At 70.0% G+C, this 19930-nt stretch carries 21 protein-coding genes; 4 read left to right on the forward strand and 17 right to left on the reverse strand.

Going from position 1 to position 19930, the window contains the following annotated elements:
- Positions 1 to 15 precede the first annotated feature (15 nt).
- From HNR02_RS02410 to HNR02_RS02445, 8 genes are all read right to left on the reverse strand, one after another.
- A complete protein-coding gene (locus HNR02_RS02410; RefSeq protein WP_179771591.1) occupies positions 16 to 570 on the reverse strand; it encodes a F0F1 ATP synthase subunit B in 555 nt (184 codons plus the stop codon).
- A 28-nt stretch (positions 571 to 598) separates the two neighbouring features.
- The gene (locus HNR02_RS02415; RefSeq protein WP_179771592.1) at positions 599 to 850 is read right to left on the reverse strand and encodes an ATP synthase subunit C-like protein; all 252 of its coding nucleotides are present in this window, start codon (positions 848 to 850) and stop codon (positions 599 to 601) included.
- Positions 851 to 914: 64 nt separating this feature from the next.
- Positions 915 to 1682, reverse strand: a complete 768-nt coding sequence (gene atpB / locus HNR02_RS02420) for a F0F1 ATP synthase subunit A (RefSeq protein ID WP_179775664.1) — start codon at positions 1680 to 1682, stop codon at positions 915 to 917.
- A gap of 362 nt (positions 1683 to 2044) precedes the next feature.
- The gene (locus HNR02_RS02425; RefSeq protein ID WP_179771593.1) at positions 2045 to 2476 is read right to left on the reverse strand and encodes a Cg1360 family ATP-synthase-associated protein; all 432 of its coding nucleotides are present in this window, start codon (positions 2474 to 2476) and stop codon (positions 2045 to 2047) included.
- Positions 2473 to 3633 carry a glycosyltransferase family 4 protein gene (locus HNR02_RS02430; RefSeq protein WP_179771594.1) on the reverse strand — a complete coding sequence of 387 codons (1161 nt, stop codon included), beginning with the start codon at positions 3631 to 3633 and terminating at the stop codon, positions 2473 to 2475. The genes HNR02_RS02425 and HNR02_RS02430 overlap by 4 nt, the downstream gene beginning before the upstream one ends.
- Positions 3633 to 4283, reverse strand: a complete 651-nt coding sequence (locus tag HNR02_RS02435; RefSeq protein WP_179771595.1) for an L-threonylcarbamoyladenylate synthase — start codon at positions 4281 to 4283, stop codon at positions 3633 to 3635. Before HNR02_RS02435 ends, HNR02_RS02430 begins: the two co-directional genes overlap by 1 nt.
- A gap of 60 nt (positions 4284 to 4343) precedes the next feature.
- Positions 4344 to 5207 carry a peptide chain release factor N(5)-glutamine methyltransferase gene (gene prmC, locus HNR02_RS02440; protein ID WP_179771596.1) on the reverse strand — a complete coding sequence of 288 codons (864 nt, stop codon included), beginning with the start codon at positions 5205 to 5207 and terminating at the stop codon, positions 4344 to 4346.
- A gap of 22 nt (positions 5208 to 5229) precedes the next feature.
- Complete coding sequence (locus HNR02_RS02445; protein ID WP_179771597.1) at positions 5230 to 5577, reverse strand: MerR family transcriptional regulator; 348 nt, start codon at positions 5575 to 5577, stop codon at positions 5230 to 5232.
- Positions 5578 to 5635: 58 nt separating this feature from the next.
- On the opposite strand from HNR02_RS02445, the gene HNR02_RS02450 reads away from it, so the two are divergent.
- On the forward strand, positions 5636 to 6403 hold the full coding sequence (locus tag HNR02_RS02450; protein ID WP_179771598.1) for an alpha/beta fold hydrolase: 768 nt from the start codon (positions 5636 to 5638) through the stop codon (positions 6401 to 6403).
- 91 nt (positions 6404 to 6494) lie between these two features.
- Here HNR02_RS02450 and prfA read toward each other — a convergent pair whose 3' ends face one another.
- Together prfA and rpmE are read right to left on the reverse strand one after the other, a co-directional pair.
- On the reverse strand, positions 6495 to 7565 hold the full coding sequence (gene prfA / locus HNR02_RS02455) for a peptide chain release factor 1 (protein WP_179771599.1): 1071 nt from the start codon (positions 7563 to 7565) through the stop codon (positions 6495 to 6497).
- 80 nt (positions 7566 to 7645) lie between these two features.
- Complete coding sequence (rpmE, locus tag HNR02_RS02460) at positions 7646 to 7873, reverse strand: 50S ribosomal protein L31 (RefSeq protein ID WP_179771600.1); 228 nt, start codon at positions 7871 to 7873, stop codon at positions 7646 to 7648.
- A 206-nt stretch (positions 7874 to 8079) separates the two neighbouring features.
- Here rpmE and HNR02_RS02465 point away from each other — a divergent pair, with 206 nt between their 5' ends.
- Positions 8080 to 8577: a CHAP domain-containing protein gene (locus HNR02_RS02465; RefSeq protein WP_179771601.1), complete on the forward strand. Its 498-nt coding sequence runs from the start codon at positions 8080 to 8082 to the stop codon at positions 8575 to 8577.
- A gap of 63 nt (positions 8578 to 8640) precedes the next feature.
- Here the strand turns inward: HNR02_RS02465 and rho are convergent, their stop codons facing one another.
- From rho to argS, 6 genes are all read right to left on the reverse strand, one after another.
- Positions 8641 to 10572 carry a transcription termination factor Rho gene (gene rho, locus HNR02_RS02470; RefSeq protein WP_179771602.1) on the reverse strand — a complete coding sequence of 644 codons (1932 nt, stop codon included), beginning with the start codon at positions 10570 to 10572 and terminating at the stop codon, positions 8641 to 8643.
- A 390-nt stretch (positions 10573 to 10962) separates the two neighbouring features.
- Positions 10963 to 11844, reverse strand: a complete 882-nt coding sequence (gene thrB / locus HNR02_RS02475) for a homoserine kinase (protein WP_179771603.1) — start codon at positions 11842 to 11844, stop codon at positions 10963 to 10965.
- Positions 11841 to 12905, reverse strand: a complete 1065-nt coding sequence (gene thrC, locus HNR02_RS02480; RefSeq protein ID WP_179771604.1) for a threonine synthase — start codon at positions 12903 to 12905, stop codon at positions 11841 to 11843. The genes thrB and thrC overlap by 4 nt, the downstream gene beginning before the upstream one ends.
- A complete protein-coding gene (locus HNR02_RS02485) occupies positions 12902 to 14209 on the reverse strand; it encodes a homoserine dehydrogenase (protein WP_179771605.1) in 1308 nt (435 codons plus the stop codon). The genes thrC and HNR02_RS02485 overlap by 4 nt, the downstream gene beginning before the upstream one ends.
- Before the next feature lie 5 nt (positions 14210 to 14214).
- Complete coding sequence (gene lysA / locus HNR02_RS02490; protein WP_179771606.1) at positions 14215 to 15651, reverse strand: diaminopimelate decarboxylase; 1437 nt, start codon at positions 15649 to 15651, stop codon at positions 14215 to 14217.
- A gap of 6 nt (positions 15652 to 15657) precedes the next feature.
- Positions 15658 to 17313, reverse strand: a complete 1656-nt coding sequence (gene argS / locus HNR02_RS02495; RefSeq protein ID WP_179771607.1) for an arginine--tRNA ligase — start codon at positions 17311 to 17313, stop codon at positions 15658 to 15660.
- A gap of 102 nt (positions 17314 to 17415) precedes the next feature.
- Between argS and HNR02_RS02500 the strand changes: the two genes are divergently transcribed.
- Positions 17416 to 18222 (forward strand): thioredoxin-like domain-containing protein, encoded by an 807-nt coding sequence (locus HNR02_RS02500; protein ID WP_179771608.1) that lies wholly within the window; start codon positions 17416 to 17418, stop codon positions 18220 to 18222.
- Positions 18222 to 18935: a DUF305 domain-containing protein gene (locus HNR02_RS02505; protein WP_179771609.1), complete on the forward strand. Its 714-nt coding sequence runs from the start codon at positions 18222 to 18224 to the stop codon at positions 18933 to 18935. The genes HNR02_RS02500 and HNR02_RS02505 overlap by 1 nt, the downstream gene beginning before the upstream one ends.
- 81 nt (positions 18936 to 19016) lie before the next feature.
- On the opposite strand, the gene HNR02_RS02510 is transcribed toward HNR02_RS02505, so the two are convergent.
- Positions 19017 to 19928, reverse strand: coding sequence for a cation diffusion facilitator family transporter (locus tag HNR02_RS02510; protein WP_179771610.1), 912 nt, complete (start codon positions 19926 to 19928; stop codon positions 19017 to 19019).
- Positions 19929 to 19930: the final 2 nt, after the last annotated feature.

Raw genomic sequence — 19930 nt, forward strand, 5'->3', positions numbered from 1 at the left:
GTGTAGTCATCGGCGTTACTTCCGAGCCCCGTTACCCGCGCTCGAACCGAGCTCGGTGAGGAACCGGTCGACCGTGCCACGGCGACGGACCTCGTCCTCGAGGTGCTCCCCGACGATCCGGCTCGCCAGCTCGATCGAGTTGCGGCCCAGCTCGTTGCGCAGCTCCGTGACGATCTGTGCCTTCTCGGCCTGCAGGGCGGCGTGGCCCTGCGCGACGATCCGGGCCGACTCGTCCTGCGCCTCGGCCCGCAGCTCCTCCTTGATCCGCTCCGCCTCGAGGCGGGCGTCGTCGCGGATCTTGGCGGCCTCGGAGTAGGCGTCCTTCAGCTGGGCCTGGTACTTCGCGAGCGCCTCTTCGGCCTCGGCCTGCGCCTTCTCCGCCTTGGCGATGCCACCCTCGATGGCCGCCGTGCGCTCTTCGTACATCTTCTCGAAGCGCGGCACGGCGAACTTCTTGAGCAGCCACAGCAGGATCAGGAAGGCCACCAGGCCGAGGATGAGCTCGCTCAGGTGCGGGATCACCGGGTTCGGCGCCGCTTCCTGGGCCAGCACGATCTGGGTCTTCACCACAACGTCTCCCAACGCGTCAGGCGGACGATCAGGCAGAAGCGATGAAGTACACGACCAGGCCGATCAGGGCGAGCACCTCGGTCAGCACGAAGGTGGTCCAGGCGATACCCATGAGCTTGCCCTGGGCCTCCGGCTGACGGGCGGTGCCGTTGATGACGGCGGCCCAGATCAGACCCACACCGATACCCGGGCCGATGGCGCCCAGACCGTAACCGATGGCCGCCAGGCCCTGGTTCAGGTTGATGGTCTCAGCGGCCTGGGCGAGAACGATGCTGCTCACTTGCGTTTCCCTTTCACTCGGTCCGCTACCACGCGGATCGGGGGCTTGCGGTTGGTTTTCTTTCCTAGTGGTCCGAGGCCAGCGCCTGGCCGATGTAGTTCGCCGACAGCACGGCGAACACGTAGGCCTGGATCACCTGGATCAGCGCTTCCACGAAAGTCATCAGAATGGCGAACGCCCACGAGACCACCGAGATCGGCTTGAACACGCCACCCGCGTGCAGCAGCAGGAACTCGCCCGCGACGGTGAACACCAGCAGGATCAGGTGGCCGGCGAACATCGCGGCGAACACCCGGACCGCCAGCGTGAGCGGGTTGAGGACGAACTTCTGCAGGAACTCGATCGGCGTCAGCAGGATGTAGATCGGGCCGGGAGCGCCCGGCGGCACGGTCGCGTGCTTGAGGTAGCCGACGAAACCGTGCCGCTTGAACCCGACGTAGTGGTAGACCGGGTAAACCACCAGCAGCGAAAGCGCGAGTGGGAAACCGATGTGCGAGAAGGTCGGGAACTGGAAGACCGGGATGATCCCGAAGATGTTGTTGATCAGCACGAAGCTGAACAGTGCGAGGACCAGGGGGACGAAGGGCCGGAAGTCCTTGGACCCGATCTGTTCGCGGGCGATGCCGTTGCGCGCGAAGTCGTAGGCGTACTCGGCGACGAACTGCACCTTGCCCGGCACGATCTTGAGCTTGCGCGAGGACAGCATGAAGAAGGCCGCGATGATGATCACCGACAGCACGACCATGATCATCGGCTTCGTCACGCCGAGGAAAATCGCCGGCAGCTCGAAGTCTCCGGCACCCGGGGGCATGAAGGTGTCGCCCTCGGCCATAACCAGCGCGCCCAACTGGGCTCCTTCCGGTTCTCCCGGCCGGCGTTCACTCCGCCGGGGGAATCGTCACGATCTGGACTTAACGTACCCGATACGTTTCGGGTAGTTGGAGGCGGATCCCCTGAGTGAACACCGCGTGTACGGTCAGCCACTTGAGGGTTTCGGCGGTACGATCTCCGACGGCAGAACCGGCACACCGTGCTCAGCGGCCATCCGTCACGATCGCCACATTGCTGGTCGGTTCCCGCATCGCAGAGCGTGGCCGAAGGCCCACCTCCACACTCGCGGACGATACCAGCCGGTAAAACGCCACCGTACGGGCGTACTTCTAACGGCGGGAAAGCGCCTGCGACCAGCGCGGATCAGCTGGGGATGATGGTGGGGATCTTCGTCCTGCGGAAGGCGAGGAACTCCGCGGCCGCCCAGACCAGGATCACGGCCAGCGTGGTGAAGGCCAGCGAGTAGCGGTTGAACGCGTCGACACCCTTGAGTGCGGTCATCACGCCGAACAGGACCAGCACCTTGAGGATGTAGCCGCCGATGGCCACGGCCATCACGGCGAACGGCTCCATGGCCGCCGACTTGCGCATCATGAACAGCGTCACCAGCGAGGACGCGAACGCGACCACGCCACCGACCAGTGACCCCAGCAGGCCGGGCACGCCGGCCAGCACCGTGGAGACGACCGCCCCGATGACGACCGTGGCCAGCGCGGGCCAGAGCGCGAAACGCAGCATCGCGTCGGCCAGCTTGAGCACCGACTGCGCGTGCGGGTTCTCGGTCTTGTCGGTCATGACACTCCCTGGTTCCGCGACCTCAGGCGCGGAATGACGGACACGATCCCGGCGAGCACGAGGCCCGCACCGACGATCCAGAGTACAGCCGTCGTGTCGAACAGCGTCATCGAGACCGCACCGAAGCCGAGCAGGCCCGCCCACAGGTAGATCAGCAGCACCGCGCGGCGCTGCGAGTGACCGATCTCCAGCAGGCGGTGGTGCAGGTGCATCTTGTCCGCGGCGAACGGGCTCTCCCCGCGCCGCGTGCGCCGGATGACCGCCATCAGCAGGTCCAGCACCGGCAGGAACAGGACCGCGACGACGACCAGCAGCGGCGAGAGCAGCGCCAGCGCGTCCGAGCCGCCGAAGCGGGTGTAGTTGATCTTCCCGGACGCCGAGGTGGTGGCACCGGCCAGCATCAGCCCGATCATCATCGAGCCGGAGTCGCCCATGAAGATCTTCGCGGGCTGGAAGTTGTGCGGCAGGAAACCCAGACAGGCCCCGGCGAGGGTGGCGGCGATCAGCGCGGGCGGGTAGACGCCGACGTCCCCGCCCTGCGAGTTGAGCAGCCCCAGCGAGAACGCGCAGGTCGCGGCCGCCGCGATGAACCCGAGCCCGGCGGCGAGACCGTCCAGGCCGTCCACGAAGTTGACGGCGTTGACCAGCACCACCACGAGCAGCACCATCAGCAGCCCGCCCTGGTTGTTGTCCAGGGTGACGACCGAGCCGAGCGCGTCGCCGTTGCCGCCCCACGGCACCCAGAAAACGTTCCACTGGACGCCGAAGATGACCAGGATCCCGGCGCACATGACCTGCCCGGCGAGCTTGGTCCACGCGTCGATCTCGAACCGGTCGTCCAGTGCGCCGATCAGGACGATCACGCCACCGCCGATCAGCACACCGACCGGGTCGAGCGAGAAGTCGAACGCGCGGCGCAGCACCGGCAGCTGGTGGGCCATCGCCATGCCGCCGACGACGCCCAGGTACATGCCGACACCGCCCATGCGCGGGATCGGGATGACGTGCACGTCGCGGGCACGCGGGTTGGCGATCGCGCCGAGGCGGATGGCCAGGCGGCGGATGACGCCGGTGAGCAGGAACGTCAGGGTCGCGGCGATGAGGCCGACGAGGATGTACTCCCGGATCGGGAGCCCGGCTGTCGTGACGGGGGTCATCAGGACGGGGTCTTCACCGGCGCGCCGAGAACCTCGCTCACCGCTTCGGCTGTGACCGCGCCCGCGCGCAGCAGCACGGGCTCGTCGCCGGTCAGATCGATGATGGACGAGGGCACCGGCTCGCCGCTGGGCCCGCCGTCGAGGTAGACCGAGACGGACTCGCCGAGCTGGTCCTGCGCTTCCTGCGCGTTGGACGCGGGCGGCTGGCCGGAGACGTTGGCGCTGGAGACGGCCATCGGGCCGACCTCGCGCAGCAGCTCCAGCGCGACCGGGTGCAGCGGCATCCGCAGCATGACCGTGCCGCGCGTGGTGCCCAGGTCCCAGCGCAGGCTGGGCGCGTGCGGGAGCACAATGGACAGATCACCGGGCCAGAACGCCTCGATCAGGGCCCGCGCCTGCGGCGGAACCCCGAGCACCAGACCGTCTATTGTGGACCAGGAGCCGACCAGGACGCCGACGGGCATGTCGGGGCCGCGGTTCTTCGCCCGCAGCAGGGCGCGCACGGCGTTCGAGTCGAACGCGTCCGCGCCGATGCCGTACACCGTGTCCGTGGGCAGCACGACCAGGCGCCCCGAACGCACCGCGCTCGCCGCCGCCGCCAGCCCTTCCGCCCGCGACTCCGGACGGCTGCAGTCGTACACCGCGCTCATGGGGTGAAGACTATTCCCGCGTGTGTGATGCCTTCGTCCGAGGGTCGTGGTGCGCGTCTCTCAGGCACGCAGGGCGGTGACGAAGCGGGGGCGGCCGGCGAGGTCGCGGTGGTCCCGCACGTCGGTGAGCACCTTGCGGCCCGCGACCAGGGCCGGGGCGGCCGAGCCGTGCGTGTCGTCGTGCTCGATGGCCACTCCCCCGCCGCGCTTGAGCAGGCGGCAGGCGGTCGCGACGGCCTGACGGACCACCGCCAAGCCGCCGTCATGGGCGAAGACGGCCTGGGGCGGGTCGAAGTCGACGACCTCGGGGGGCAGGTCACCACCCGGCGGGACGTACGGCGGATTGCACACCACCAGGTCCACCAGGCCGTCCAGCTCGGCGAAGATCGTCGTGTCGCCGACGTCGCCGGAGTACAGCCGGATCGGCGTGTCACCGGCCGCGGCCTGCTTCTCCGCGTTGTGCCGGGCCCAGGCCAGCGCGTTCGAGTCGACGTCGACCGCGTAGACCACGGCGTCCGGCCGCTCGTGCGCGATCGCCAGCGCCAGCGCACCCGAACCGGTGCACAGGTCGACCACCACCGGGTACTCGCGGCCGTGGATGTGCCGCAGCCCCCACTCGACCAGCAGCTCGGTCTCCGGACGCGGGATGAACACGCCAGGTCCGACGTCCAGCGTGATACCGGCGAACCCGGCCCACCCGGTCAGGTGCTGCAGCGGCACCCGCTTCGCCCGCTGCGCGACCAGCTTGCCGATCGCCTCGATCACCGGCGGATCCACCAGCGGCACCAGCGGCAGCCGCCCGCGGTCCACACCCAGGACGTGCGCGGCGATCGACTCGGCATCGGCACGGGGCGAGGCCACCCCGGCCTCTTCCAGGATGCGCATCGCCTCGAGGATCGCCAGACGCAACGGTTGCCGCTTCACGGACCTAACTGTTCCACAGCGGTCATCCGGTCGCGGGCACATATGCCGCGAGCGCTCCGCGCGTCTGCCGCAGATCGTCGATGCGCGAGTCCAGCGCCGCCAACTGCTCACGCAGCGTGCTCACCAGCGACGGGCACAGCTCCAGCTCCGGCTTCTCACCACGGGCGCACGGCAGCACCTTCCGGATCACGCAGGTCGACAGGCCCGCGGCCAGCAAGGCCCTGATCTGCCTGACCGTGACCACGGCGCCCTCGTCGTAGACGCGGTAGCCGTTGCCGTCCCGGTCCGGCACCAGGAGCTCCTGCTCCTCGTAGTAGCGCAGCAACCGCTGGCTGACGCCGGTCCGGGCGGAAAGCTCACCGATCAGCATGCGACCTCGCTCACTCGGGTTTGACCTTCACACCGGTGTCAGTTCCTAACGTCGCCGCATGACCGAACATTTCTCGCACATCGTCCGCGGTTCCGGGCCGGGTCTGCTGCTCGCGCACGGCGGTGGCGGCAGTATCGAGGCCAACTACGGCCCGATCCTCGACGACCTCGCCCGCACACACACCGTGGTCGGACCGGACTACCCCGGTTCGGGCGCGACACCCCGCCGGGGCCCACTGGACCTGGACGACCTGGCCGACGGCCTCGTGGCGACCGCGGTGTCCGCCGGAGTGGAGCGCTTCACGATCCTCGGGTACTCGCTCGGGACGGCGGTCGCGGTCCGGGCGACCACGCGTCATCCGTCGCGGGTCACTGGGCTGGTGCTGACCGCGGGGTTCGCGTATCCGTCCCATCAGATGCGGTTGGCGGTTTCGGTGTGGCGGCGGTTGTTGTCCCTCGGGGAACGGGAGCTGCTGGCTCGATTCGTGACTTACGCGGCGATGGGCGGAGGGTATTTGAACGCGCTCTTGGCGTCCGAAGTGGACGCTGTGCTCGACGGGCTGGTGGTGCCGGAGGGGACGCCGGAGCAGGTCGATCTGGTGGAGTCGGTGGATACGCGGGCGGAGTTGGGGGGTGTCGCGGTGCCTGCGCTGGTGATCGGGACGCGGCAGGACCTGCTGGCGCCGGTGGGGTTGTCGCGGGAGCTGGCTGACGGGATTCCCGGGGCCGGGTATGTGGAGATCGAGGCCGGGCATTTGATGCAGGTGGAGGCTCGGGATGCCTGGCTGGGGGAGATTCGGAAGTTCCTGGCGGGGGTGGGTGGGTAGGTAGGTTCGGGGGTGGGCGCGTTCCGTTGCCGGGTGGCGGTTGCGAGCGTGGGGTTCCACGTTCGGGCACGTGAGTTCCGCGTTCGCGGGGTCAGTTGCCTGCGGAGGCGAGGCGTTCTTCGCGGTCCGCGTTGGCCAGGGCGTCCAGCACCGAGTCGAGGTCGCCGTCGAGGACCTGGTCCAGGTTGTACGCCTTGTAGTTCACCCGGTGGTCGGAAATGCGGTTCTCGGGGAAGTTGTAGGTGCGGACCCGCTCCGAGCGGTCCACCGTCCGGACCTGCGACTTCCGTGCGTCGGAGGCCTTGGCGGCCGCTTCTTCCTCCGCGATGGCCTGCAGACGAGCCTGCAGGACCTGGATGGCGCGGGCGCGGTTCTGGATCTGCGACTTCTCGTTCTGGCACGACACGACGATCCCGGTGGGCAGGTGCGTGACCCGCACGGCCGAGTCGGTCGTGTTCACGCTCTGACCGCCGGGGCCGGACGAGCGGAAGACGTCGATGCGCAGGTCGTTCGGGTCGATTTCGACCTCGACCTCTTCGGGTTCGGGGTAGATCAACACACCGGCCGCCGAGGTGTGGATCCGGCCCTGGGACTCGGTCGCGGGCACGCGCTGCACCCGGTGCACGCCGCCCTCGAACTTGAACCGTGCCCAGACCCCGTCGGCATCCGTGCCTTTGCCTTTGACCGCGACGGTCACGTCCTTGTAGCCACCCAGGTCGGAGTGCGTGGCGTCCAGTACCTCGGCCTTCCAGCCGTGCCGCTCGGCGTAGCGCAGGTACATGCGCAGCAGGTCACCGGCGAACAGGGCCGACTCCTCGCCGCCCTCACCGGACTTGATCTCCATCAGGACATCCGAGGAGTCGTACGGGTCACGCGGCAGCAGCAGCTCGGTGAGCCGGGATTCCAGCTCCGGGATGCGACCGGTGATCTCCTCGGCCTCCGCGGCGAACGCCGGGTCCTCGGCGGCCAGCTCCCGCGCCGCCGTCAGGTCCTCGCGGGCCTGGTCGAGCTCGTTGATGACCTTGACCACCGGGCTCAGCTCGGCGTAACGGCGGCCCAGCTTGCGGGCGCGGCCCTGGTCGGCGTGCACGGCCGGGTCCGCAAGCTGCTTCTCCAGCTCGGCGTACTCGTCGAGCAGCCCGTGCAGGGAAGACGAATCCACGGCCGTTCCTCTCCTCTTCGTTCAACCAGGACACAAAAGCGGCGCCCACCCCCGGTCGGGAGTGGGCGCCGCGAGTGGAGCTACTTGGCGTCGGCCTTCTTGGCCCGCTTGCCGTAGCGCGCCTCGAAGCGCGCCACCCGGCCACCGGTGTCCATGATCTTCTGCTTGCCGGTGTAGAAGGGGTGGCAGTTCGAGCAGATTTCGACCGTGATCGCACCGGAGGTCTTGGTGCTGCGGGTCGTGAAGGTGTTGCCGCAACCACAGGTGACCGTGGTCGGCACGTACTCGGGGTGAATACCGCTCTTCATGGGGTCCTCTCTCAGTGGCCGCCGGGTCCCCGTGAGCGGGGTGAACCGGAGCCGGACGTTAGCGGATCGATTCTGCCAGATGCGCTGACACGCAGGTCAACGCCCCCCGCGAGGCGCATATTCCGGGTACGGGACGTGTACGGGTTTTGTACGGGCCCGCGAGAACCTGCACGCGGAACCCGGACCCGCCGGGTGAGGAGGAGCCGATGTCCCTTTCCCGCACCGCCAAGTCCGCCGCCGTCGCCGCGCTCGCCGCCACGGCACTCGCCCTCGTCCCGGCCACCAGCCAGGCCGCCACCCTCGCCGCCGCCCCGAACAGCGACATCTCGATCCTCGCCGCCGGTGACGGCACCCCGACCGGAGCCGTCCAGTGGTTCCAGGCCCGCATCGGCAGCACCGCCTACCAGGGCTACTGCGAGAAGGCCGTCGAGAACGCCTACGGCACCACCGGCGTGTGGGCCTCGGCCAACGCGCACTGGAACGGCGCCAGCCCCAAGCACGCCGGTGACCGCAACCCGCCGAAGGGCGCGTTCGTGTACTGGAACATCAGCTCCTGGGGCCACGTCGGCATCTCCGACGGCGCCGGCGGCTTCTACGCCACCAGCGTCGGCGGCAAGATCGGCCACGTGACCAAGGCACAGGGCGGCTACAGCTACTTCAACAACTACCGCGGCTGGACCCCCGCCGCGGTCCCCCACCAGTAGGAACGCGACGAAAAACGGCCACCCTCCGCAGCGGGAGGGTGGCCGTTTCGTCTGCTACGGAACTCAGTCGTCGTCCGAGGCCAGTGCCGTCTTCGAGACCTGCATCAGGAACTCGATGTTGGTCTTGGTCTTGCGCAGCCGGGACAGCAGCAGGTCGATGGCCTGCTGCGAGTCCAGCGCGTGCAGGACCCGGTGCAGCTTGTGCGTCACCGCGAGCTCGTCCGGCGAGAGCAGCAGCTCCTCCTTGCGGGTACCGGACGGGTTGACGTCCACCGCCGGGAAGACGCGCCGCTCGGCGATCTTGCGGTCGAGCTTGAGCTCGGCGTTGCCGGTGCCCTTGAACTCTTCGAAGATCACCGTGTCACCGGTGGACCCGGTCTCGACCATCGCCGTGGCGAAGATCGTCAGCGAGCCGCCGTTCTCGATGTTGCGCGCCGCGCCGAGGAAACGCTTCGGCGGGAACAACGCGGTCGAGTCGACACCACCGGAGAGGATCCGGCCGGACGCCGGGGCCGCCAGGTTGTAGGCGCGGCCCAGACGGGTGATCGAGTCGAGCAGGACCACCACGTCCATGCCCATCTCGACGAGCCGCTTGGCCCGCTCGATGGACAGCTCGGCGACCGAGGTGTGGTCTGACGGCGGGCGGTCGAAGGTCGAGGCGATGACCTCACCCTTCACCGACCGCTGCATGTCGGTGACCTCTTCCGGACGCTCGTCGACGAGGACGACCATCAGGTGGCACTCGGGGTTGTTCGTGGTGATCGCGTTCGCGATGTCCTGCATGATCGTGGTCTTACCGGCCTTCGGCGGCGACACGATCAGGGCACGCTGCCCCTTGCCGACCGGCATGACCAGGTCGATCACACGGGTGGTCAGCTTGTGCGACTCGGTCTCCAGGCGCAGCCGCTCGTTCGGGTAGAGCGGGGTCAGCTTGGTGAACTCCGGACGGCGCTTGGCCTCGTCCGAGTCCAGGCCGTTGACCGTGTCGACCCGCACCAGCGGGTTGAACTTCTGGCGCTGCTGCTCGCCCTCGCGCGGCTGCTTGACCACACCGGTGATCGCGTCACCGCGGCGCAGGCCGTGCTTGCGGACCAGCGACAGCGACACGTACACGTCGTTCGGCCCCGGCAGGTAGCCCGAGGTGCGCACGAACGCGTAGTTGTCGAGGACGTCGAGGATGCCGGCGACCGGCAACAGGACGTCGTCCTCGCGGATCTCGGTGTCGGCGCCGCCCTCACCGCGGTTGCCGCGGCGGCGGCGGTCCCGGAACCGGCGGCCGCGACGGCCACCCTCGTCGTCGTCCTGGCCGCCACCGGAGTTCTGCCCACCGGAGTTCTGCTTGGGCTGGCCGCCACCGGCGTTGTCACGCTGGTCGTTGCGCTTGCGCTGGTCGCCGCCGCCCTGCTGGGACTGGTCGCCACCGCGCTCGTTGCCACCGCGCTGGCCCTGGTCGCCGCGGTTGTCGCCACCGCGGTTGTCCGGGCTGCCCGCGGCGCGGTTCGCGCCACGGCGACGGCGGGCGCCGCCCTCGCGACGGGGGCCGTCCTCGCCCTGCTGCTGCGGCGCTTCGGCGCCGTTCACCGGCTTCTCCGCCTTTTCGGGCTTGCCGGACCGTTCGGCCTTCTCCGCGGGCGCCGGCTTGTCGGCCGGGGCCTCGGCGGGCTGCCGGGTCTTCTCCACGGGCTTGGTCTGCACCGGAGCCTCCACCTTCGCGGCGATGCCGTCGAGGGGCAGGGTTTCGTCGGCAGCACCGGCGCGCTTGCGCGGGGCCTTGCCCTGACGCTCGCGGATCGCGGCGATCAGATCGCCCTTGCGCATCCCCTTGGTGTCGCCGATGCCCAGCTGGCCGGCGAGTTCCCGCAGGTCGGCGATCACCATGCCGGACAGGCCGCCACTGCGGCGCTTCGGCGCGGCCGTACCGTTCTGCTCCCCTGGCTCAGCGGCGGACGCAGCCGTTGCCGCCACGTCACCGCTCAAAAGATCGGTGTTGCTCACACATGTCCTTCCTGACCGATCCACGCCTCCAGGTGGATCAGCGGACTACCGCCCGCGTCCGATCGCGAAACGGTCTGCTCCTGCCCTCCTGTGGCTTCCCCGGCCGGGACACACGGGTCACAGCGGCGGAGCCGCCACACGGGGTCTTGCGTGTTCCAGGTGGAACGCGCCGAATTCGTGTCACCGTGGCTACCGGAAACCCGCCTAGGTCAATCCCTGCACCAGCTATGCGGAATTATCGACTCAACAAGAGAATGCGATCCGGGTAGATCCCCCGGGACCGACACCGGGTGCGATTGCGCGCGGTGATCGAACGCCCCCGAGGGTAGACCGACGGGGGACGAGGTGCAACAACCACCCCCCGGCGCGCCGGAAATCTCCGCACGGACGCTATCGACCCGTGACCTGAACCCCGGTCCGGTCGACCGGCAGCTCGATGACTTCGAACCCCTCAACGTCCACGCCAGCGGGAATTATTCCGTCGACGGTCAGCGCCAGCACGGTCGGGCCGGCGCCGGACACGGTGGCCGCGACCCCGGCCGCGCGCAGTTCGTGCACGAGACGGGCGGTCGCGGGGTAGGCGGAGGCACGGTAGTGCTGGTGCAACCGGTCCTCAGTGGCCGGCAGCAGCAGCGCGGGCCTGCTGGTCAGCGCGTGCACCGCCAGCGCCGCGCGGCCGGTGGACAACGCCGCGTCCGTGTGCGGGACCTCGGCGGGCAGCAGACCACGCGTGGCCTCGGTAGACGACTGCACCGACGGCACCGCGACGACCGGGCGGATCGACGGATGCGGGTTGAGCCGCTCCGCGTGAAAGCGGCCGTTGTCGCACCAGGCCAGAACGAAACCACCCAAGAGGCTGGCGGCCGCGTTGTCCGCGTGGCCCTCGAACCCGGCCGACAACTGGACGGCGTCACCGTCGAGCGGCTTGTCCGCCAGCGCGTACCCCGCGGCGATCCCCGACACCACCGCGGCGGCCGAGGAACCCAGCCCCCGCGCGTGCGGGATCTTGTTGAAGCAGCGCAGATGCAGCCCCGGCGGCTTGACCCCGAGGTGCTCGCACGCGCGCCGCAGCGCCCGCACCACGAGATGCCGCTCGTCGGTGGGCACGTCCTCGATCCCGCCTGCCCCCGCGTCGAACACCTCGACCTTGAGACCGGCGTCGGTGACCTGCACCTCGACGACGTCGTGCAGCGCGAGCGCCAGCCCGAGCGCGTCGAAGCCCGGGCCGAGGTTCGCGCTCGACGCCGGAACGGTCACCTGCAGGGACGTCACGTGAGCTCCAGCGCGGAGGCGACCGCACGCGGGTCCACGGCCAGCGGCTCGACCTCGACGTTGCCCTCCAGTGCCGTGCCAGGGTCCTTGAGGCCGTGACCGGTGACGGTGCACACGACCGTCGAGCCCTTCGGGAGGCGGCCGTCGGCGGCCGTGGCGAGCAGTCCCGCGACGCTCGTCGCCGACGCCGGCTCGACGAAAACGCCTTCCCTGCTGGCCAGCAGCCGGTACGCGGCGAGGATCTTCTCGTCGGTCACGGCCTCGAACAGGCCACCGGAGGCGTTTTTCGCCTTGACCGCGCCCTCCCACGAGGCCGGGCTGCCGACGCGGATCGCGGTGGCGATCGTCTCCGGCTCGGCCACCGGCTCGCCCTTGACGAGCGGCGCGGCGCCCGCGGCCTGGAATCCGAACATGCGCGGTGTGGACTTCACCACACCGTCCGCGGCGTACTCGGAGTACCCGGCCCAGTAGGCGGTGATGTTGCCCGCGTTGCCGACCGGGAGGCAGTGGATGTCCGGGGCCCGGCCGAGGACGTCGCAGATCTCCCACGCGGCGGTCTTCTGACCGATCAGGCGCACCGGGTTGACCGAGTTGACCAGCGTCACCGGATGGTCGATCGCGGTCTTGCGGGCCAGTTCGAGGCAGTCGTCGAAGTTGCCGTCGATCTGCAGGATGCGCGCGCCGTGCAGGATCGCCTGCGCGAGCTTGCCCATCGCGATCTTGCCCTGCGGGATGAGAACCGCGCAGGTCAGGCCCGCGCGAGCGGCGTAGGCGGCGGCGGAGGCCGAGGTGTTGCCGGTGGAGGCGCAGATGACCGCCTGCAGGCCGCTGGCCTTGGCGTGCGTGATCGCCACCGTCATGCCGCGGTCCTTGAAGGACCCGGTCGGGTTCGCGCCCTCGACCTTGAGGTAGACGGTCGACCCGGTCAGCTCCGACAGGTGCGGCGCGGGCATCAGCGGTGTGTTGCCCTCGCCGAGGGTGATGACCTCCGCTCCGGCCGGAACCGGTACCCGGTCGGCGTACGCCTCGATGATCCCGGGCCAGCCGGCCTTCGCAGTCATGAATCCTCGCCTTCCACCCGCATCACGCTGACGACCTCGTTCACGACGTCCATTTTCCCGATGGCCTCGACCGTCGCCGCCAGCGCCGCGTCCGGTGCGAGGTGCGTCACGATGACCAGGCTCGCGGTGTTGGTCCGGTCACGTTGCCGGACCGCCGCGATGCTCACGCCCTGCGCCGCGAACTCCTGCGCCACCTGGGCGAGCACACCCGGCTTGTCGGCGACGTCGAGGCTGACGTGGTACCGCGTCGGCGTCTGGCCCATCGGCCGCACCGGCAGCGCGGCGTGCGCCGACTCGCGCGGACCGCGCCCGCCGACCACCCGGTTGCGGGCGACCGCGACCAGGTCGCCGAGCACCGCGCTGGCCGTGGGCGCGCCACCGGCGCCCTGGCCGTAGAACATCAGGTTCCCCGCCGCGTCCGCCTCGACGAACACCGCGTTGAACGCTCCGCCGACGCTCGCCAGCGGGTGGCTGCGCGGGATCATCACCGGGTGCACGCGCGCCGACACCGACTCGGTGCCGTCCGCGCTCTCGACGCGTTCGCAGATGGAGAGCAGCTTCACCGTGCGCCCCAGCGCCTTCGCGGCCGCGATGTCCGAAGCGGACACGTTCGAGATGCCCTCGCGGTGCACGTCGGAGGCGGTGACGCGGGTGTGGAACGCGAGCGAGGCGAGGATGGCCGCCTTGGACGCCGCGTCGTAACCGTCGACGTCCGCGGTCGGGTCCGCCTCCGCGTAGCCGAGGCGGCTGGCCTCGTCGAGGGTTTCGGCGTATCCGGCGCCCGTGGAGTCCATCGCGTGCAGGATGAAGTTGGTGGTGCCGTTGACGATGCCCATCACCTTGGTGATGCGGTCACCGGCCAGCGACTCGCGCAGCGGGCGCAGCAGCGGGATCGCACCGGCCACCGCGGCCTCGAAGTAGAGGTCGGCGCCGGAGGCGTCGGCCGCTTCGGACAGCTCCGCGGAGTGCTCGGCCAGCAGCGCCTTGTTGGCCGTGACGACCGACTTCCCCTTGCGCAGCGCGGTGAGCAGCCATTCGCGCACCGGGTCGACGCCACCGATCAACTCGACCACGACGTCCACATCGGACTCGACAAGCGCGGCGGCGTCACTGGTCAGCAGGTGCTGGGGCAGCTCGGGATGCTTGTCCGGACGGCGCACCGCGATGCCCGCCAGCTCGACCGGCGCACCGGCGCGGGCGGCCAGCTCGCCGGCCTGCTCGGTGAGCAGCCGGGCGACCTCGGTGCCCACCGTGCCGCAGCCCAGCAGGGCCACGCGCACCGTCTTGCCGTCTACAGTGGACATTGCAGTCACGACACCTCCAGCTGCAGCATGTCGTCGATCGTCTCGCGGCGCAGGAGCAGGCGCGCACTCCCGTTGCGCACCGCCACCACCGCCGGGCGCGGCTGCCGGTTGTAGTTGCTGGCCATGGAGTAGCAGTAGGCGCCCGTCGCCGCCACGGCGAGCAGGTCACCGGGCGCGAGCGTGTCGGGCAGCCAGCAGTCACGCACGACGATGTCGCCGGACTCGCAGTGCTTGCCCACCACACGGGACAACGCGGAGCCGACCTGCTCGTTCGTCCCGTCGTCACTCGCGCGCGAGACCAGCCGGACGTCGTACACCGCGTCGTAGAGCGGCGTGCGGATGTTGTCGCTCATCCCGCCGTCCACGCTGACGTAGCGCCGGGAGTCGTCGTCCCCCAGCGAAACGTCCTTGATGGTGCCCACCTCGTACAGCGTGACCGTGCCCGGTCCGGCGATGGCGCGGCCCGGCTCACCCGCGATCCGCGGCACCGGCAGCCCGGCGAACTCGCACTCCTTGCGCACGATCTCGCGGATCTGCGTGATCATCTGCGCGGGCGGCGGCGGGTTGTCCTTGTCGGTGTAGGCGATGCCGAAACCACCGCCGAGGTCCACCAGCGACAGCTGCTCCAGCAGCTGATCGCCGTGCTCCTTGGCCAGCTCGGCCAGCAGCCCGATCACACGGCGGGCGGCGACCTCGAACCCGTCGGCGTCGAAGATCTGCGAACCGATGTGGCTGTGCAGGCCGACCAGGCGCAGCGACGGCGCGTTGAGCACCCGGCGCACCGCCTCCGCGGCGTCACCAGCGGCGAGCGAGAACCCGAACTTCTGGTCCTCGTGCGCGGTCGCGATGAACTCGTGCGTGTGCGCCTCGACGCCGACCGTGACGCGGATGAGCACCTTCTGCTCGACGTCCAGCCGGGCCGCGACGTCGGCCAGCCGCGCGATCTCGTAGTAGGAGTCGAGCACGACCGTGCCGACCCCGGCACCGACCGCGGTCTCCAGCTCGGCGACCGACTTGTTGTTGCCGTGGAAGGTGATCCGCTCCGGCGGGAACCCGGCGCGCAGCGCGACCGCCAGCTCACCGCCGCTCGCGACGTCCATGCTCAGACCCTGCCCGGCGACCCAGCGGGCCACCTCGGTGCACAGGAACGCCTTGGCGGCGTAGTGCACCAGCGACGGGTCGTCGAACGCCTCGGCGTACTCGGCGCAACGCGACTTGAAGTCCGCCTCGTCCACGACGAACAGCGGCGTGCCGTACGTTTCGGCCAGCTGCCGAACGTCGACACCGGCGATGCGCACGACGCCGTCCGGGGCGCGGTAGGCGTTGCGGGGCCAGACCTTCGGGTAGAGCCGGTCGAGCTCGGCGGAACTGGACGGGGGAAAACCGGAGGCGTCGACATGCGGGTAAACCTCCGCGTGCCGTGGGCCGGCGGGGTGAGCCATCAGTGATTACATCCGTTCCGGGGCTGATACACCGAGCAGGGCGAGGCCGTTGGCGAACACCTGGCGCGCCGCCTCGCACAGGGCGAGGCGGGCGGAGGTGAGCGGGGTCGCCTCCTCGTCGCCCTTGGGGAGCACCTGCGCGACGGCGTAGAACTTGTGGAACGCGCCGGCCAGGCTCTCCAGGTAACGCGCCACGCGGTGCGGTTCACGCAACTCCGCGGCACGCTGGAGCACGTTCGGGAACTCCCCGATCGTGCGGATCAGGTCACCCTCGCGGTCGAGGGTCAGCAGCCCGAAGTCGGCATCGTTGCTGTACTTCAGTCCCAAGTCGGCAGCGTTGCGCTGCAGCGAGGCGAGCCGGGCGTGCGCGTACTGCACGTAGTAGACCGGGTTCTCGTCGCTGTGCTTGCGCAGCAGGTCGAGGTCGATGTCCAAAGACGAGTCGACGGAGTAGCGGGTCAGCTCGTAGCGGGCCGCGTCCACGCCGACGGCCTCGACGAGGTCCTCCATCGTGATGACCGTGCCCGCCCGCTTGCTCATCCGGACCGGCTTGCCCGCGCTGACGAGGTTGACCATCTGGCCGATCAGCACCTCGACGACGTCCGGGTCGTGGCCCATCGCGGACGCGGCGGCCTTGAGGCGGGCGATGTAGCCGTGGTGGTCGGCGCCCAGCATGTAGATGTTGAGGTCGAAGCCGCGCCCGATCTTGTCCTGCAGGTAGGCGATGTCACCGGCGATGTAGGCGGGCGCGCCGTCGCTCTTGATGACCACGCGGTCCTTGTCGTCGCCGAACTCCGTGGAACGCAGCCACCACGCACCGTCGGCGTGGTAGAGGCTGCCGTCGTCCTTGAGGCTCTGCACGGCCTTCTCGACCGCGCCGGACTGGTGCAGCGAGTCCTCGTGGAAGAAGACGTCGAAGTCCGTGCCGAACTCGTGCAGGCTCTTCTTGATCTCTTCGAACATCAACTCGACGCCGATGCGGCGGAAGGTCTCGTTCCGCTCGTCCTCGGGCAGCGACAGCGCACTGGGCTCCTGCCGCAGCACCTCGGCCGCGATGTCGGTGATGTAGGCGCCGGCGTAGCCGTCCTCCGGCGCGGGCTCGCCCTTCGCACCGGCGATGAGGGACCGGACGAACCGGTCGATCTGCGCACCGGCGTCGTTGAAGTAGTACTCGCGGGTGACGTCGGAGCCCTGCGCGCCGAGGATGCGGCCGAGCGCGTCGCCGACCGCGGCCCAGCGGGTGCCGCCCAGGTGGATCGGTCCGGTCGGGTTGGCCGAGACGAACTCCAGGTTGATCTTGCGGCCCTGGAGCGTCTCACCACGACCGTAGGCGTCGCCGAGCGTGAGCACCTGGCGGATCTGCTCGCCCTGCGCGTCGGCGGCCAGGCGCAGGTTCACGAAACCGGGGCCCGCGATCTCAGCGGAGTCGATGCCGTCGGTGGCCACGAGGGCGTCCGCCAGCTCCTGCGCGAAGTCCCGCGGGGCGAGGCCGGCCTTCTTCGCCACCTGCAGCGCGACGTTGGTGGCGTAGTCTCCGTGTTCCGGGTTGCGCGGACGCTCGACCGTCACCGTCGCGGGCAGCACCGCGGTGTCGGCGCCTCGGGTGGCGAGCACCTGCGCGGCGGACGTACGGACCAGGTCAGCTAGGGCCTCGGGAGTCACCAGCCGAGTGTAAGGGCCACGACCTCGGGCGTTGACAGGGACCGAACACGGGGTCCCTAAACTCTACCCGGGTATATCCACTTGACGGGAGACGCGGGAGCCATGGCCAGCGGCACGAAGAAGAAGGGCGCACCGAAGAAGGGCAGCGTGAAGGCGGCCCGTGGCTCGGTGGTGTCCAAGAAGGGCGTGCCCTGGGGCACCATCGTCGCGGTGGTCGCGGTCGTGGCGCTCGCCGCGGTCGTCGTCGGCTACTACCTGGTCCAGTCGGCGCCCAAGCGCGCGCTGGCGGAGTGGGCGCCCACCGCCGACAACCCGGACCCGTCGCTGACCATCCCGGGGATCGTCACGGCGCAGTACGCGGGCAGTGTGCACGTCCTGCCGACCGAGCGGGTGGCCTACGACCACTCGCCGCCCTTCGGCGGCCCGCACGACGGGTACTGGGCCGCGTGCAACGGCATCGTCTACCCGACCGCGGTGCGCACCGAGAACATGGTGCACGGGCTCGAGCACGGTGCGGTGTGGATCGCGTACAACCCGGACCAGGTCAGCGGTGACGCGCTCAACACGCTCAAGACCAAGGTCGAGGGCAAGCCGTACACGATGATGTCGCCCTACCCCGGCCTCGACAAGCCGATCTCCCTGCAGTCGTGGGGCCACCAGCTCAAGCTGGACTCGGCCACCGACGAGCGGATCGACCAGTTCATCACGGCGCTGCGCACCAACCAGAACGTTTACCCGGAGGTCGGTGCCTCGTGCGACGCGCTCGGCCCCGGCGCGTTCGACCCGGACAACCCGCCGCCCTTCGACCCGACGCCGCCCGGCCCGGACGCCAAGCCCATGGACTACCAGGGCTCGGCCGGCACGCAGCAGGACACGGGCATGGGCTCGACCCCGGCTCCGACGTCCTGATGACCGCCCCCGGAGAAGCCCCGGCCGGCCGGCCGGCGTTCCAGCGGCCGGTCGTGATCGGCGCGACCGTGATCGCCGTGCTGCTGGTCGGCGCGGTGGTCGGCATGTTCCTCACGCAGCTCGCGACACGGGACGACGCGGCATCGGCCACACCCGCGGCGGGCTCGGTCGAGGTCGGGTTCGCGCAGGACATGTCGGTGCACCACCTGCAGGCCGTGACGATGGCGAGCTGGGAGCGGGACCACACCGCCGACCAGCAGCTCAGGCAGCTGGCGTTCGACATCGAGTCCACGCAGCGCGAGCAGGTCGGGCGGATGAAGGGCTGGCTGATGCTGTGGGGCCAGCCCGAGCAGGCCACCGGCGAGTACATGACCTGGATGAACTCCGGCGCCGGGCACGGGCACATGGCGATGGCGCCTTCGGTCGCGGGCACGGGCGGTTCGGACGGCGCGGTGATGCCCGGGATGGCGACGAACACGGAGCTGGCGAAGCTGCGGTCGCTGTCCGGGCAGGAGCTGGACGTGTACTTCCTGCAGCTGATGCTGCGCCACCACCAGGGCGGCACGGACATGGCGCAGTACGCGCACGACAACTCGCCGAACCCGGCGGTCAAAGCGCTGACGCAGAGCATCCTCACGTCGCAGGGCGCGGAGGTGACGCTGATGCGCGACATGCTCACCGCGCGCGGCGCGCAGCCGCTGCCGTTCCCCTGACGCTCCCCCGCGAGTCCCACGCTCCCGCACGCGAGTCCCGCGCCCCGGTGCGCGAGTTCCGCGTTCAGCGGTTCGCGGTGGTCACCAGCTGAGTTCCTGACAGCGGGCCGCGGATTCGCGGGGCTCGCACTGCAGGGTGGCGTGCTCGATCGAGTAGTGCTCGGCGAGCAGGCTCTGCGCGGCGGCCAGCACTTCGGCCGGTTGCGCGGCGCGCTCCAGGGTCAGGTGCGCGGAGGCGACCTCCATGCCGGAGGTGAGGGTCCACACGTGCAGGTCGTGCACGTCGCACACGCCGGACAGCCCGGCGAGGTCGGCGCTGATGCGTTCGACGTCGACCTCCGCGGGGGCGTGCTGGAACAGGATGCGCAGCGCACGGCGGGCGAGCGTGAAGGTGCGCGGGAGCACGAACAGTCCGATCGCGACACCGATGAGGGCGTCGGCGTAGCGCCAGCCCGTGGTCAGTGTGACGAGGCCGCTGACGAGGACGCCGATCGAGCCGATCATGTCCGCGAGGACTTCCAGGTAGGCGCCGCGAAGGTTGAGGCTCTCCTTGGAGCCGCTCCGCAGCAGCGCGAACGCCACGAGGTTCGCGGCGAGCCCCCCGACGGCGACGAGCAGTACGGGCAGCCCGGGCACCTCCGGCGGGTCCTGGAGGCGTTGGATCGCCTCGAAGAGCACGTACGCGGCCACCCCGAACAGCAGCACGGCGTTGGCCAGCGCGGCGAGGACCTCGGCCCGGTACAGCCCGAAGGTCCGCCGGTAGGTGGGTCCGGACCGCCGCGCCAGGACGATCGCCGTCAGCGCCATCCCCAGCCCCAGAACGTCCGTGAGCATGTGCCCGGCGTCGGAGATGAGCGCGAGCGACCCGGTCGCCACACCGACGACGACCTCGGCGAGCAGGAACGCGACGCCGATCCCGAGCGCCGCCGCGAGCCGCGGAAGGTACCGGGCGGACGCGCTCGCGGGCGGCTGGTGCCCGTGTCCGTGTCCCATGC

This window comes from Amycolatopsis endophytica, from assembly GCF_013410405.1.
Lineage (GTDB): Bacteria > Actinomycetota > Actinomycetes > Mycobacteriales > Pseudonocardiaceae > Amycolatopsis_E > Amycolatopsis_E endophytica.

What these genes read in the sequence shown, in the direction of transcription:
- lysA (WP_179771606.1), bottom strand. Translation starts at nt 15,651, where the DNA reads ATGGCTCACCCCGCCGGCCCACGGCACGCGGAGGTTTACCCGCATGTC.
- HNR02_RS02500 (WP_179771608.1), top strand. Translation starts at nt 17,416, where the DNA reads ATGGCCAGCGGCACGAAGAAGAAGGGCGCACCGAAGAAGGGCAGCGTG.
- rpmE (WP_179771600.1), bottom strand. Translation starts at nt 7,873, where the DNA reads ATGAAGAGCGGTATTCACCCCGAGTACGTGCCGACCACGGTCACCTGT.
- HNR02_RS02465 (WP_179771601.1), top strand. Translation starts at nt 8,080, where the DNA reads ATGTCCCTTTCCCGCACCGCCAAGTCCGCCGCCGTCGCCGCGCTCGCC.
- HNR02_RS02425 (WP_179771593.1), bottom strand. Translation starts at nt 2,476, where the DNA reads ATGACCGACAAGACCGAGAACCCGCACGCGCAGTCGGTGCTCAAGCTG.
- atpB (WP_179775664.1), bottom strand. Translation starts at nt 1,682, where the DNA reads ATGGCCGAGGGCGACACCTTCATGCCCCCGGGTGCCGGAGACTTCGAG.
- HNR02_RS02450 (WP_179771598.1), top strand. Translation starts at nt 5,636, where the DNA reads ATGACCGAACATTTCTCGCACATCGTCCGCGGTTCCGGGCCGGGTCTG.
- HNR02_RS02510 (WP_179771610.1), bottom strand. Translation starts at nt 19,928, where the DNA reads ATGGGACACGGACACGGGCACCAGCCGCCCGCGAGCGCGTCCGCCCGG.
- HNR02_RS02505 (WP_179771609.1), top strand. Translation starts at nt 18,222, where the DNA reads ATGACCGCCCCCGGAGAAGCCCCGGCCGGCCGGCCGGCGTTCCAGCGG.
- thrC (WP_179771604.1), bottom strand. Translation starts at nt 12,905, where the DNA reads ATGACTGCGAAGGCCGGCTGGCCCGGGATCATCGAGGCGTACGCCGAC.
- HNR02_RS02430 (WP_179771594.1), bottom strand. Translation starts at nt 3,633, where the DNA reads ATGACCCCCGTCACGACAGCCGGGCTCCCGATCCGGGAGTACATCCTC.
- HNR02_RS02485 (WP_179771605.1), bottom strand. Translation starts at nt 14,209, where the DNA reads ATGTCCACTGTAGACGGCAAGACGGTGCGCGTGGCCCTGCTGGGCTGC.
- HNR02_RS02435 (WP_179771595.1), bottom strand. Translation starts at nt 4,283, where the DNA reads ATGAGCGCGGTGTACGACTGCAGCCGTCCGGAGTCGCGGGCGGAAGGG.
- HNR02_RS02445 (WP_179771597.1), bottom strand. Translation starts at nt 5,577, where the DNA reads ATGCTGATCGGTGAGCTTTCCGCCCGGACCGGCGTCAGCCAGCGGTTG.